Origin of the sequence: Amycolatopsis sp. NPDC059657 (assembly GCF_042734395.1) — a bacterium.
In the GTDB taxonomy this organism is placed as follows: domain Bacteria; phylum Actinomycetota; class Actinomycetes; order Mycobacteriales; family Pseudonocardiaceae; genus Amycolatopsis.
Genome location: NZ_JBHWEB010000025.1, coordinates 1 through 13,372, shown reverse-complemented (window position 1 = coordinate 13,372; position 13,372 = coordinate 1). Strand labels below are relative to the sequence as shown.

Here is a 13,372-nt window from a genome sequence, read left to right as displayed (position 1 = left end):
CTATTGAGTGGCCAAAACTCGGGTTTCGCACGCGAGCGGTCCACCCGGTTCGGGCGCGATTTGGCGCGCCGGGCTGAGGGGCCCAGGGTGGTGAGGTGCGAAGAGGGACCTGGGCGGACAATCCACTGCTCGCGAAGCCGATCGTGATCCGGGCAGTAGCGCTCGAGGGTCTCGGTGTGCCCCGCCGCACGATCACCTCTCGGTGCGAGCGCGGGGTTTGGCAAACACTGTTGCGCGGCATTCTGCTGCTCAGCAACGCCGAGCCCACCGACGAACACCGCATCGAAGCGGCGATACTCCACGGCCGCGAAGGTGCGATGCTGACCGGCATTTGGGCACTCCGCCGATACGGCCTCCAGAATCTCCCGGCGCCGAAGGACGTGCACATCCTCGTCCCGTCTGACCGCAAGATCAGTAGTGCGAAGTTCGTCCACGTCGAAACGACCACGCGCTTGCCGAGTCCGCAGACCCGCCAAAGCATCCCCGTCGCCCCCGTGCATCGAGCGGTACTTGATGCCGTGCGGCGGCTCAAAGAGAAAGACATGATCCTCGCGATCATGGCCGAGGCTGTGCAGCGCGGACGATGCACAACCGAAGCCCTTGCACGAGAACTCGAACTGGGCAGCTCAAGAGGTGCTGCGAAACCACGGCGCGCCCTGATCCCACTGCTCGGCGGAGCCCGGTCGGTAGCCGAAGCAGACGCCTGGCATCTCTGGCAACGTTCCGGCCTCCCGCCCTGCAGATGGAACGTGAAAATCGTGGACGGGCAAGGCGAATACATCGCGACACCCGATGGCTGGGCCGACGAAGTCGCCCTCGCCTGGGAAGTCGACTCCCGCAGCCATCACGGTCAAGGCGACGACTACCTCAAAACCCTCGCGAGGAACACCCGCTACACGAAAGTCGGGATAGTCCTACTCCAAACACCGCCGGCCCGGCTACGCGCCGAGCCCGAGAAAGTCCTCGCCGAACTCCGCGCGGCCTACCAGACCGCTCAAGCCCGCCCTCGCCCCGAAGCCCGGATCTCCACATAAGCCCCAGCCAGCGCAAGCCCGCCCACGCAGCAAGCCGAAACCCCCACCACCTGCGCGGCCGACCCGTGGAGCCACGCCGTCACCACAACGACTTCCACCACGACAGCCGCCCACATCAGCACGGTCACCCGGCGATCACCGTCGGCGAGCCGGGCGTACAAGAGGATCTGGACCAGCGCCAGCATCGACCCGGTGAGCGCGAACGGCCACACCGCCATCGTGCTGCCCGCGTACCCGGCGCCGCCGATGATCGTCAGTAACCCCGGCCCGAGGACCAGCGAAACCGCCAGCACCACCGAGTCCAGCCCCGCGCACACCAGCAACGCGATCGGCAGCACCCGCCGTCGCGAACCGCCGTGGGCGAACCGGGGCAGCACCAGGACGCCCACCGCCTGGGGCAGCCAGTACGCGATCTTCGTGACGATCGAACCCAGCGCGTATTCACCGGCCACGGCCGCGGGGAGGGTGTGGCGGGCGAGCACCAGGTCGAGATTGACCAGCAGGACCAGCGCGAGCATGGCCTGCGCCGTGTGCAGCACCTCGCCGACGCGTGCGCCGCGGACAGGGCGCGGTTTGCCGCAGACCACCCAGCTGACCGTCACGACCATGAGTGAGCCCAGCGCCGTGCCCGCGAGAGCGCCTGTCGCGTTGCCTGCGATGAGCAGGCCCGCGAGTGAGCCTCCGACCTTGCCAACGCCTTCGAGCGCGATAAGGCCTGCCAGTACTGAGAAGCGTCTGCTGCCCTGTAAGAGGCCGTGAAACAGCCCGAGGAGCGTCAGAGGGCCGAGAGTGGCTGCGAGGAGCAGCGCGGGCACGAACGAGCCCAGGTGCAGCACGAGGACGAGTACAGGGACCAGCACAAGGCCCAGTCCGGCGACGATCGCCGCCGTGGTCAGGCCGAGTGCCATCAGGGAGGTGTCGGACTTGCGGGCCACGCGGAGCGCGGTCACCGTCTGCAGGCCCATCGCGGGCACGACACCGATGACCAGTACCGCCAGCAGCGAGCTGAGTTCGCCGAACGCGCTGGGGACGAGGATGCGGGCCGCGACGAGACTCAGTGCGTAGCTGCCCGCGTTGTTGCATGCCAAAGCCAGCGAGACGAGGATCGCCGAGACGCGCTCGTCCGTCCGTGCTTCGGCTACGGTCAAAGACCCGCTCCTTTATTACCCGCGAGTAATCGAGCGACCATAGCCCGGCCGGAAGCGGAAAGGGAGGGCCGTTGGGAGTAACCAGGCGACTTGCACTGCCCGCGGTGTCGGCGGGGCTCGCGCTGCTGATGCTGGCGCCCTTGCTCGGGCGCGGGTTCGTGCTGAGCTACGACATGGTGTTCGCGCCCCGGCAATCGCTGGTGCCGGACGCTTTCGGGCTCGGGTCTTCACTGGCTCGTTCTGTTCCGGCGGACGCGGTCGCCGCGCTCGCGACAGCCGTGCTGCCCGGGGACATCGTGCAGAAACTCGTGCTCGTGCTGTCGGTCTTCTTCGCCGCTTACGGGGCTGGACGGCTGGTGCCGACCGAAAGCCTGGGTATCCGGCTCGTCGCCGCGACCGGGTACGCGTGGACGGCGTATTTCGCGGAACGGCTGTTCATCGGGCACTGGCCGTTGCTGATCACCTACGCGTGCCTGCCCTGGATCGTCAAAGCGGGCCTCAAGCTCAGAGAACAGCCCAAAGCGCTCGCACACCTCGTGCTCGCCTGCGCACCCGCGATGCTTACGCCGCCGGGTGGAGTGCTGGCCGCCGCCACTGCGGTAGTCGCCGCTGGGCCGCGAAAGGCTTGGCAAACGCTGAGCATCGCCTTGCTGCTTAACCTGCCCTGGCTGGTGCCGACGTTGGCTCACCCGGGCGGCTCGCTGTCCGACCCCGCCGGTGTCGCCGCTTTCAGCGCGCGGCCGGAGAGCTGGGGACCGGCGATACTCAGCGTTCTCGGGCTCGGCGGGATCTGGAACGGCGACGTCGTGCCGGACAGCCGGAGCGGGCCGATCGCGCCGGTGCTGATCCTGGTGACCTTGGTGATCGCGATGCTGGGCCTCAAGACGTTGGCCCAGCGCTGGGGTGTCGCGCCGGCGAGGTCGTTGGTACTGCTCGGGGTTTGCGGGGTACTGCTCGCTTCGCTCGCGACCTTGCCGCTGGGCGAACCCGTGCTCACCTGGGCGATGTCCCACGTTCCCGGCGCCGGATTGCTGCGGGACGCGCAGAAATGGGTGGCCTGGCTGGCGTTGCCGATCGCGCTCGGGTTCGCGCTCGCCGTCGAGACGGTCGCGCGGCGGGCCAAGGGCATCGTCGTGGTGGCGGCCGTGTTCCCGTTGATCGTCATGCCGGATCTCGCGTTCGCGGGCTGGGGCAGGCTGGAAACCGTGCACTACCCGGAAGATTGGCAGGCCGTGCACGACGTGCTCGCCGCCGATGACCGGCCGGGGGATGTGCTGGCGTTGCCGCTTTCGACGTTCCGGGTCTTCCGGTGGAATGATCTCCGCACGCAGCTCGACCCCGCGCCGCGCGCGTTGCCGAAGACCGTGCTGATCGACGACACGCTTCGCGTCGGCACTCGGGTGATCTCCGGCGAGGACACTCGGCTCGATCGAATCCGGCAGGCGAAATCGGCGCGTGAGCTGGCCGTTGAAGGCGTTGGCTGGATTCTCGTCGAGCACGGCACACCTGGACGCGTCGATCCGGGGTTGCTCGCCGACGCTACGCGGGTGTGGTCGGGACCTTGGCTCACGCTGTACCGGACACCGGCCATGGGCGCTGTGCCATCGGTGTCGTGGACCGGGGTGCTGCTGGCGAATGGAGTAGCGCTGACAACGATCATGGCCGCACTGTTGTGCAGCATGTTACCGATGCGTAGATTGAGCCCCGGCCGGATTTCCCTGCCGCAGAAGGAGTAACCCTTGGCAACCCTGGTAGGCGCCGTCGCCGCCATTCTCGCCGGGCTCGGGCTCGCCGCGGGCGGCAGTCTCGCACTGGTCAGCACGTCGGACCCGGACACCACCACCACGGTGGAGGCCAGGTTCCAGGACAAGTACAACCCGCTCGACAACCTGCCGACGATCTACGGCAATCGCTGACGCCTTCGGCCGATGTCCCAGTCAGCTTCCGACCAGGCGCACAGCGTCGTCGGGCTTTACGGTGATCCCACCGTTTCCTGGAGCATCCTGCTGGAAGCATGCCTTTTTTCGGTGCTGTCCGCCGAAAAAGTGCGTGAACGGCTTCGCGACACGACGGTCGGGTATCCCCATCTCGGTGCGCCACCGGCCGTCGAGCCGATACGCGCGGCCGAGATTCCGCAGGCCCGCGCGCGATTCGCGGCGCGGCCTTACGAACGCGGTGAGCCACTGATCCGGGTCGCCGTGTGCACGGACGAACCCGTGGTGCTCGTCGCCGCGCATCACGGCGCGCTCGACGGGCTCGGCCTGCTGGCCGTGCTCGGGATCGTTGTGGACAGTCCCATTTCTTCCGGCGCCAAGGGAATCGGCGCACGGGCCGCGGACACCTCCTTTCTCGCCTCGGCGGCCAAGCGGCTCGCTGAGGCACTTTTCGCGCCACCGGCCAGAATCACGCCCGACGGCGGGGCGCCGACGGGCGGTGACGTCTTCAGCGCCAGGAACGAGCCCCGGATGCGGTTCGGTGCGGCGGAACTCGTCACGGCGGCCGCGCACGCGACCGAGCGGTGGAACGGCGAGCACGGCACGTCCGCCGCGCGCGTGGTGGCCGCGATCGGCGCCTCGTGCCGGGCTGGTGCCGCGCCGGAGCCGGAACGCGACAGCGCGTTCTTCCGGCTGCGGGTGGCGGGCGCACCGGTCGCGCGCGAAGTCGGGTCGGCATTGGCCGCGCAGTCGCCGGAACCGGATTTTCCCGCGCGCAGCAGCAAGATCGCGCGCATCGGCACCCGTCTGCTCGCGAGCAGGCTCGGTTCGACCTTCCTCGTCTCGAATCTCGGTGTCGTCGAGGCCGCCGGGGTGCGCTCGATCGCGTTCTATCCGGCCGCCAGCGGACGCTCAGGCGTGGCGTTCGGCGCGGCGACCGTCGGCGGCACCAGCACGGTGACCGTGCGCGCTCGCCGCAAGGACTTCGACGGCGCGGCCGCGGGCAGGCTGGCCGACGGGGTGGTCGGCGCCTTGCGCCGTCAGGGTTCGCGGCCGGGGAGCGGTCAGCCCGGCGACGTCGCGCACCAGTGATTCGAACTGGACGGCGCTCTGTTCCCAGCTGAACTTGCCTGCCCACGCGACACCGGCCGTGCCCATGGCGGCGCGGCGGCGCCGGTCACGGAGCAGACTGTCCACCTGGGCCGTGAAGTCGTCGAAGTCATCGGCCAGCAGGCCGGTCTCGCCTTCCACAATGGACTCGGTGACACCACCCGCCGACCGGTACGCGACCGAAGGCACACCGTGCGCGGCGGCCTCCATGTTCACGATTCCCCAGCCCTCCTTCACCGACGGGCACAGGTGCACCCAGGACCGCGCGAGCACCTCGTGTTTGCCCTGCTCGTCGACCCAGCCGTGCAAGCGGACCCGGTCGGCGACACCGCGCTTGACGGCGTGCTCACGGAGAACCTCGTGCCATGGGCCCTGTCCGACGACCTCGAGACGTAGCGTCGGCCAGCGGGGCGCGAGCTCGGCGACGACGTCGATGGCGTGCTCGATGCGCTTGTGCGGCACGAGCCTGCTCACCGCGACGAGCGTGGGTTCCTTGCTGCGGCTCACCTCGCGACGAGGCGGCGCGTCCATCCCGTTGGGCACCACGGCGATCCGCGAGCGGTCGACGCCGAGCGTCACCAGTTCGTCCTTGGTGACGTCGGAAACCGTGACGTAGCGGCACTTGCGGAACAGCCACGGCGCCAGTTTGGACTCGATCCACCAGCCGATCCGGCCGACGGTCTCGCCCAGCGCGCTGATCCACTGCTCGTGGTGGACATGGTGGACGAGCACCAGCACCGGGCCGCGCGCGGCCAGCTTGGCGAAGAACGGCATCCCGTTCTGCACGTCGACCACCAGGTCGGCGCGTGCCTTGCGGATGGCGAGCAGCGCGTGCGGGTAGACGCCGAACTTGTTGCCGCGCCTGCGATAGCGGACGCCGTCACGCCACTCACCCGCGTTCGCCGCCGGATACTCCGCGCACTGGATCTCGACGCGGTACCCGGACTTGGCGAGTCCTTCGGCCATCCGCTCGACGTACCGTTCCGAGCCGCCGCCTTCCGGATGGCCCGTGTCGCGCCAGTTGACCAGGAGCACACGGGGTCGGCACATCGATTTTCTCCAAACCTATGGCGGCGGTGCTACGTTACCGGTGCGTATACAGTAGGCGAATCATTCTCAGAAAGCGATGGTTCGATGGTAGGAATCATTTCAACGCCGGGTCATCATCGGGCCACCCTGCGTCGATCCGTGACGTTGTTCCGCTCCTTTCTCACCGAACAGACCGACCCTGACGGTTTCTACCGGACACTCGCCGAGGATTCCGTCAGGCAATTGGCCGATCACACGCCGCTGAGCGGCCGGACGATCGTCGATGTCGGCGGTGGTCCAGGCTATTTCTCCGACGCTTTCCGCGCGGCAGGCGCGTATTACCTCGGTGTCGACCCTGATGTCGGCGAGCTGTCGGCGCGGGGCACGCCCGGCGAGAACATGGTGCGCGCGAGCGGCACCAAACTGCCTGTGCGCACGGGATCCGTGGATATCTGCTACTCGTCCAACGTGCTGGAGCACGTCGGCGAGCCGTGGGTGATGCTCGACGAGATGTGCCGGGTCACCAAGCCCGGCGGTACCGTTTTCGTCTCCTTCACGCCGTGGTATTCGCCGTGGGGTGGCCATGAGACCGCGCCGTGGCATTTCTTCGGCGGGCATTACGCGCGACAGCGTTATCTGCGGACCATGGGCAAGGAACCGAAGAACAAATTCGGTGAATCCCTGTTCCCGCTGTCGGTCGGCGCGGCCATCCGCTGGGCGAAAGCCACACCGCACGCGCAACTGCGCCAGGCTTATCCGCGTTATCACCCGAGCTGGGCGATGTGGATCGCGCGGGTTCCAGGACTCCGTGAAATCGCGTCCTGGAACCTCGTCTTGGTGCTGAGGAAACAGGGTTCCTAGAAGAGTGGTTGCTTGGTGCGCGCGTGCTGGGGGGTCGCGCGGTCATCCGGCTCGGGTTCCGCCTTGCGGCCGCGCAGCAGCAGGAACAGTCCGGCCAGTATCATCACGCCGCCGCCGATGCCGAACGCGAGCGGCCCGACGAAGGTGATGAAGTCCAGCTTGCCCTTGTTCGCCTTGACCTGGTCGACCAGCCCGTTGATGGTCTTCTGGTTGAACGTGAGCGTCCCGTCGAAGACCACGGTCGTCGAGCCGGAGCCGATGGCGGGCCGCAGTTCTTGGTGCTGCTGCTGGGATTGCTTCACCTGGACGCCGGTGACCGGCTCGACCCACATGGTGATCGTGCCCTTGTAGAACAGCGGCACGTCCTTCACCGAATCCTCTGGCGATCCGATGAGCGAGCCCGGCACGGTCTTCGTCGCGATCTGGGTGTCACCGATGTTCTGGACGAACTTGTACACCTCGACACCGTTGATCGTGTCGGTGCCCTTGAACTCGGCGGGCACCGCGGTGCCGGTGTTGTCGTCGTAGACGTTGTACGTCTTCTGCTCGGTGCCGAACGGGAACTTGAACTGCAGGCCCGGCTGGGTGCGCTCGACGTTCTTCTCCGGCGGCTTGGCGCCTTCGGGGACCTTCTTCGACTCGTCGAGCTTGGTGACAAAGGAGCTCTTGGCCTGGCACTTGGGCTCTTCGCCGTCCTTCGGCACGTAGCCTTCGGCCGTGCGGCGGTCGAAGCACACCTGGCGCTTGCTCGCGCTGACGATGGTGTTGTCCTTGGTGTCGACCACCTGGACGGCCAGCAGCCAGACCGCGACGTCGGTGCCCGCCTTCATCTCGGCCGGCTCGAAGTTCGCCTGCACCTTGGCCGTGGCGGCCAGGTTCGCGCCCTTGCGCAGTTCCGCGCCCTTGCCGGTCACGGCCAGCACCTGGATGTCGGAGCCCTCGAGCACGGACGTCGAGTTCTGATCCAGCGGGACCTTCGCCAGCTTGGGATAGACGAACGTGGGCAGCAGTACCGCGATCGCGATCGCGAATACGCCCAGTCCCAGCAAGATCAGGCTGAAAACACGTCGCAACGGTCCTCCTCGGTGAGGCTGCGAACACCGTAACTACCCGACGGTAACCGGCTGCAAGATAGTGACTCTCTTGTCAGCCGGGGTCAAATTGTGACCGTGCGTCGCAGGTACCCGATTCGCCCGTAAGGTCGTATGCGAACCCCCGTTCGGGCCAAGCGGCCAAAAATGTTTGTTCCCAGGGACAATGCCGGTGCGGCGACCATCTGCCCATGGACATCGGCGCTTACTCCGATTCGATCGCCGACACCGAGCTCCGCGACGCGGTCGCGGACGTCGCCGCCCTGCTTTCGTTGCACGGCAACGTCATCCGGGACCTCGACGCGAGAAAGTCACGCTGGCGCCGCGGACGGCGATCGCCGAGGCCGGACATCGTCGTGTCCGTGCCGGGTCATCGTCCACAATGGACGCGCAGGCCGGGTGCCGAGGTGACGCTCCCGGTGGGTGTCACCAGGCGCGGCCGTACGCTCGCGGTCCGGCTCACCGCGAGCCCCGGCTTCGGCAGCGAGTTGTTGCGGCTGGCCGTGATCATCGACGCCGATCAGTCCGGTTCGGCCTCGAGCCGCACGGATTCCAGTGCCACGTAAAGCTCGCCGATGTCGACCGGATCGGTCAGGTCGCGTTTGGTGAGCTCCTGCACCCGCCGCAGCCGGTAGCGAACCGTGTTCGGATGCACGAACAACCGGTCGGCCGCCTGCTTCGCGGAGCCATGCCCGGCGAACCACGCGGCAAGCGTGTCGAGCAGCACTTTTCGTTCCTGGGCAGGCAAAACGAGCACCCCGGACAGACTCGCCCGCACGACTTCCCGCGTCATGGCCGGTGCGCCGGCGACCAGCGTCGTCACCGGTGAATCACCGAAAACGGCGACCCCCGGCGTCCCGGCGGGCAGCGAAAGCCGCGCGACCCGCGCCCGGCTCAGCGCGTCCGGGATCTCGGCCAGCCCGGTGAACGGCTTGCTCATCCCGACGGCCAGCGGCATCGAGCCCAGCACATCCCGCACCCGCCGCACATCTTCGAGCCGGTCGATGGCCACCAGCCCGGCCTCGGCACCGTGCCGCCACACCGACCGCCACCGCCGCGCGCGCAACAGCAGTTCGACCGCGTTGTGCCAGTCGGGTTCGACGGCCTCACTCACCACGGCGACGAACATCCCCGCCGATGGCAGCCCGAGTTTCACGGCGGCCTCTTCGAGCTCCAGCGGGTCGTTCAGCCTGCCCTGCAGCAGGCTTTCGAGCAGTTCACGCCGCTCCGGGGACGGCTCCGCGGCCACTTCGTCGTATGCGGTGGCGAGTGCGTCCGAGTAGAGGTCGATCGTGCGCCAAACGGTCGAACTCATCGCCGCCGTTTGCGCCGAGCTGATGAACCCCGGCCCTGCCAGCCCGAGCAGCGCCTCGTAGACGAACATCCCGCCAATCCGGAACGCCCGGAGGACAGCGGGCAGCGGAATCCCCTGCCGCGCCTGCGCGAGCCCGGTCTTACGCGCCGCGTCGAGCGAGAGTTCCCGCCCGTCCGCGAACGAGGTCAGCGCCCGCTTGAGGTTCGCCCGGCACACCTGCCGCAGCTCATCGGGCGCGACGGCGTCGACCTGGTGATAGAACTCGTCCTTCTCGCTGAGCAGCTTCGCCAGCCGGTCGGCGAACTCCGGGAGCCTGGTGAGCATCGCCTGCATGAGCTCACGCTGCTCCCGAGGAGCAGGAGTGGCGAGAGCTTCGGTGCCCATCCGCTGACTCTAGCCCGGTGACACGCGGCCACGCAGTTCACTGCCTGTGACAGCTGGATGTCAAGGACGTCAAGCGGCCCGGACATCCAATGGTCGGTTGACTGCCGCGGCGGCTGAATCTCTAACCGGGTGTTCCGTCGCGTTTGTTTCTGCTGACGAGGCGCTGGGCCTGGCCGTCGTGGATGTCGCTCACCCATTCCCAGCCGGGCTTGGCCGATGGGCCGATGCGCGGGTCATCGGGAGTGCGGCCGTCACGCAAGGCGTGCACGTACGCCCGATCCTGCTCGATCCGTGCGCGGAGCTGATCGGCTCCGCAGGCGGACCCGTGCCCGGGTACGAGCACATCGACGTCGTCTGCCACGCGTTCGAGCAGCCGCAGACCGACGAGGTACTCCTCGACCGGGTCATTGGTGTCGGTGAAGTCGTCGAGCATCGGAACGAAGACATCGGACAGCATGTCGCCCGCGACCAGAACGCCGCTTTCCCCGACCACCAGCGCCGCATGGCCCGGTGCGTGCGCCGGATGCTCGACGATCCGGATTTTCGGCCCGTCCCAAGGAATCCGCGTCGTTTCGGCGGGCAGGCCGATAATGAGGCCGTACAGGTCGAGCGGTGTGTCGTCGGCGATTTCCGGCGGCAACCCCTCGGCGACGCGGGCCTTCCAGTCCGCGTTCGAGAGCACCTCTCGGGTGAACGCCGCGCAGCGGGCCGTTCCGTAACGGGGAGCTTCGCCGAGTTCGGCGTGCCAGAGCACGTGATCCCAGTCAGGGTGCGTCGCGAAGCCCGCCACAACGGGCAGGCCCAGCTCGCGAAGGTCGTTCGCGAGGCAGGCCATTTCGGAGCCCTGAATCCCGGGGTCGATGAGCAACACGCCGTCGCGGCCCCGCACGACGACCGTGTTGTTCTGGAGCAACTCGCTCTGGTGGATCAGTACACCCTCGGCGACCTGCGTCAGCACGGTGGCCCCCTCCGCTCGTGATGGGCAATCGCTGGCCGGGACATTACCAACGCGAGGGCACGTCAGGCTGAAACCAAGCCCGCTTCGTAGGCGAAAATCGTGAGCTGGACCCGGTTTGTCGCGTCCAGCTTCGCGAACACGCGGGTGATGTGCGTTTTCACCGTGGCTTCGCTCAAATGCAGCGCGGCGCCGATTTCCGCGTTGGTCTTTCCCTGGGCGACGGTCGTGACGATTTCCCGTTCCCGGTCGCTCAGTGAAGCCAATGCCGCACGGGCCTGCTGGCGGCGTGGGCTCGTCCGGGTGGCGACGAACTGGCCGATGAGCCTGCGGGTGGCGCTCGGGGTGAGCATGGCCTCGCCCGCGGCGACCAGGCGGACCGCGTCGATGATCTCCTGGGGTGAGCACTCCTTGAGCAGGAAGCCGCTGGCGCCTGCGTCGAGTGCGTCGAAGACGTATTCGTCGAGGTCGTAGGTCGTGAGGACGACGACCTTGGGTGGGCTGGGGAGCGTCATGAGCGCGGCGGTGGCTTCGAGGCCGTTCATGCGGCGCATGCGGATGTCCATCAGGACCACGTCGGGGCCGTGCAGGTTGACCTGGCCGACCGCCTCGTCGCCGTCACTCGCCTCGGCGACCACCCGGATGTCGTCCGTGCTGGCCAGGATCATGGACAGGCCGGTGCGCACGAGCGGGTCGTCGTCCACGAGCAGGACTCGCAGCTGGTTCACCACCCCAGGTTAGTGCGCCTCCCACGGCAGCCAGGCGCGGAGTGCGAACATGCCGCCCGACGGGCCCGCGGTGGCCGAGCCGCCGAGCAGGCTCGCGCGCTCGGCGACGCCGGTCAGGCCGGTGCCGGAGCCCGGTGACGGGTGGGCGACCGAGGGCAGCGGGTTGGCCACCTCGATGGTCAGTCCCGCGCCGGGCGCGCCGCGGACGGTCAGGTCGGCCGGGGCGCCGGGGGCGTGGCGGAGCGCGTTGGTGAGGGATTCCTGCAGGATGCGGTAGGTGGCCGTGCCCAGCTGGGCGGGCGCCGTGCCTGCCTCGTTGAGCAGGATGGTCACGTTGATGACCATGCCTGCCGTGCGGGCGTTGGCGATCAGCTCGGGGATGTCGGCCAGTGTCGGCTGGGGCTTGGCGGGCTCGCCGACCGGCGCGTCGCCGTCGCGGAGGACGCCGATGACCTGACGCAGGTCGTCGAGTGATTGGCGGGCCGTGGTGCGGACGCTCTTGGCCGCTTCGCTCGACGCCTGCGCGTCCTTGCTGACCTCGAGCGCTCCCGCCTGCAGGGAGAGCAGGGACAGGCGGTGGCCGAGCACGTCGTGCATCTCGCGGGCGATGCGGGTGCGCTCCTCGCGGCGGGTCATTTCGGCGCGCAGCTCGCGCTCGTGGACTTCGCGGAGCGCGAGGTCGTTGCGGATGCCGCTCACGATGCCGACCACGAGCGGCACGGCGACGAACACGGCGGTCGTGATCGCGATGCCGAAGACCTGCCAGCTGGACCCGGTGCCACTGATCCACAGCCCGGCGATCGTGGTCTCGGGGTTGTACGCGTCGCGGGCGACGGCTCGCGCGGTCGCCGCGGTGACGAGTGCCGCGCCGATCCAGAGCACGTGGTCGCGGCGGCGGGCCGCCAGCGCGGCGAGCGCGATCAGCGCGGCCATCGAGTCGCCGACCAGCACCAGTGGGGGCAGCAGCGCGATGCCGGTGATCACCTCGGGCCAGCGGTGCCGCCAGCACAGCAGGATGGCCGCCACGATCCCGAGGAAGAACGAGGTGATCGACCACGCGTCGGGATGGAAGGTCTGCTCCGCCTCGACCCAGCCGTATGAGCCGAACATGACGATGCTGCTCAGCACCGAGGCCACCACAGCGAGCACGGTGAGCAGCACCTGGAACACACGCCTTCCCATGCGCTGAGCCTACGCACCGGCCGTGCTGCGACGGGATCAGCTGATCGTCTCGGATGGACACCCCGTAATGACGACTTTCGTCGTAACGGGTCTGCGCGCCGAGAACGACGCGGGAACCCCCGGCGCGCTGGTTGTCTGCTCCCAGCTCACCGCCGGTGAAAGGAAGCCCCGTGACCCAGCAGACCTCGTTCCCCCGCAGCAGGCCCCGCGCCACCGGTCTCGTGTTCGGGCTGGCAGGCCTGGCGTTCTCGCCGCTGGTGGTGGTCGGACTCGTGCTCTCCGCGGTCGGGCTTTCCCGTGCCAGCAAGGGAATCGCGACGAACAAAGGGCTCTCGATCGCGGGTGCCATGGTGTCGCTGGCCGGCCTGGCTGTCTGCACGGCGTGGGCGGTCGGCTTCGGCAAGGCGGTCGAGGAGCCGGAGCGGGTCAGCCGGTCCTCCTACGAGATGACCGTCGACAGCACGTACGGCGCGGACGCCGTCGAGACCGGCATCGGAGGCTGAGGGGGCTCCGGTGTGAAGGGGGAACGGCGTGGCGGGGGGGGGGGGGGGGCACCCCCCCCCCCCGGCTGTTTTAATCCTACGGGGAAAATCACGGGGCA

13 protein-coding genes are annotated in these 13,372 nt (G+C 68.3%); 6 read left to right on the top strand and 7 right to left on the bottom strand.

What is annotated here, in order from left to right; translation table 11 throughout:
* The first annotated feature begins 143 nt into the window (after nucleotides 1-143).
* Nucleotides 144-1,034 (top strand): hypothetical protein, encoded by an 891-nt coding sequence (locus tag ACFV15_RS16205; RefSeq protein WP_378351242.1) that lies wholly within the window; start codon nucleotides 144-146, stop codon nucleotides 1,032-1,034.
* Here ACFV15_RS16205 and ACFV15_RS16200 read toward each other — a convergent pair.
* Nucleotides 995-2,182 (bottom strand): polysaccharide biosynthesis protein, encoded by a 1,188-nt coding sequence (locus tag ACFV15_RS16200; RefSeq protein ID WP_378351241.1) that lies wholly within the window; start codon nucleotides 2,180-2,182, stop codon nucleotides 995-997. The two genes, ACFV15_RS16205 and ACFV15_RS16200, sit on opposite strands and share 40 nt — an antisense overlap.
* A gap of 71 nt (nucleotides 2,183-2,253) precedes the next feature.
* On the opposite strand from ACFV15_RS16200, the gene ACFV15_RS16195 reads away from it, so the two are divergent.
* On the top strand, nucleotides 2,254-3,918 hold the full coding sequence (locus ACFV15_RS16195; RefSeq protein WP_378351240.1) for a hypothetical protein: 1,665 nt from the start codon (nucleotides 2,254-2,256) through the stop codon (nucleotides 3,916-3,918).
* 3 nt (nucleotides 3,919-3,921) lie between these two features.
* Entirely contained in the window at nucleotides 3,922-4,098 is a 177-nt protein-coding gene (locus ACFV15_RS16190; RefSeq protein ID WP_176968663.1) for a hypothetical protein, read from the top strand.
* Between the two features lie 930 nt (nucleotides 4,099-5,028).
* Here the strand turns inward: ACFV15_RS16190 and ACFV15_RS16185 are convergent.
* A complete protein-coding gene (locus ACFV15_RS16185; protein ID WP_378351317.1) occupies nucleotides 5,029-6,261 on the bottom strand; it encodes a glycosyltransferase family 4 protein in 1,233 nt (410 codons plus the stop codon).
* A 153-nt stretch (nucleotides 6,262-6,414) separates the two neighbouring features.
* Between ACFV15_RS16185 and ACFV15_RS16180 the strand changes: the two genes are divergently transcribed.
* The gene (locus ACFV15_RS16180; protein ID WP_378351239.1) at nucleotides 6,415-7,116 is read left to right on the top strand and encodes a class I SAM-dependent methyltransferase; all 702 of its coding nucleotides are present in this window, start codon (nucleotides 6,415-6,417) and stop codon (nucleotides 7,114-7,116) included.
* Here the strand turns inward: ACFV15_RS16180 and ACFV15_RS16175 are convergent.
* Nucleotides 7,113-8,189 carry a DUF3068 domain-containing protein gene (locus ACFV15_RS16175; protein ID WP_378351238.1) on the bottom strand — a complete coding sequence of 359 codons (1,077 nt, stop codon included), beginning with the start codon at nucleotides 8,187-8,189 and terminating at the stop codon, nucleotides 7,113-7,115. The genes ACFV15_RS16180 and ACFV15_RS16175 overlap by 4 nt on opposite strands.
* A gap of 209 nt (nucleotides 8,190-8,398) precedes the next feature.
* Here ACFV15_RS16175 and ACFV15_RS16170 point away from each other — a divergent pair, with 209 nt between their 5' ends.
* Nucleotides 8,399-8,773: a hypothetical protein gene (locus ACFV15_RS16170; RefSeq protein WP_378351237.1), complete on the top strand. Its 375-nt coding sequence runs from the start codon at nucleotides 8,399-8,401 to the stop codon at nucleotides 8,771-8,773.
* Here the strand turns inward: ACFV15_RS16170 and ACFV15_RS16165 are convergent.
* The 4 genes from ACFV15_RS16165 to ACFV15_RS16150 all read right to left on the bottom strand — a co-directional run bounded on the left by ACFV15_RS16165 (nucleotide 8,728) and on the right by ACFV15_RS16150 (nucleotide 12,771).
* The gene (locus ACFV15_RS16165; protein WP_378351236.1) at nucleotides 8,728-9,906 is read right to left on the bottom strand and encodes a PucR family transcriptional regulator; all 1,179 of its coding nucleotides are present in this window, start codon (nucleotides 9,904-9,906) and stop codon (nucleotides 8,728-8,730) included. The two genes, ACFV15_RS16170 and ACFV15_RS16165, sit on opposite strands and share 46 nt — an antisense overlap.
* A gap of 121 nt (nucleotides 9,907-10,027) precedes the next feature.
* Entirely contained in the window at nucleotides 10,028-10,864 is an 837-nt protein-coding gene (locus ACFV15_RS16160; protein ID WP_378351235.1) for an MBL fold metallo-hydrolase, read from the bottom strand.
* Nucleotides 10,865-10,926: 62 nt separating this feature from the next.
* Entirely contained in the window at nucleotides 10,927-11,589 is a 663-nt protein-coding gene (locus tag ACFV15_RS16155) for a response regulator (RefSeq protein WP_378351234.1), read from the bottom strand.
* 9 nt (nucleotides 11,590-11,598) lie between these two features.
* Nucleotides 11,599-12,771: a sensor histidine kinase gene (locus ACFV15_RS16150; RefSeq protein ID WP_378351233.1), complete on the bottom strand. Its 1,173-nt coding sequence runs from the start codon at nucleotides 12,769-12,771 to the stop codon at nucleotides 11,599-11,601.
* A gap of 170 nt (nucleotides 12,772-12,941) precedes the next feature.
* Here ACFV15_RS16150 and ACFV15_RS16145 point away from each other — a divergent pair, with 170 nt between their 5' ends.
* Complete coding sequence (locus ACFV15_RS16145; protein WP_378351232.1) at nucleotides 12,942-13,274, top strand: hypothetical protein; 333 nt, start codon at nucleotides 12,942-12,944, stop codon at nucleotides 13,272-13,274.
* Nucleotides 13,275-13,372: the final 98 nt, after the last annotated feature.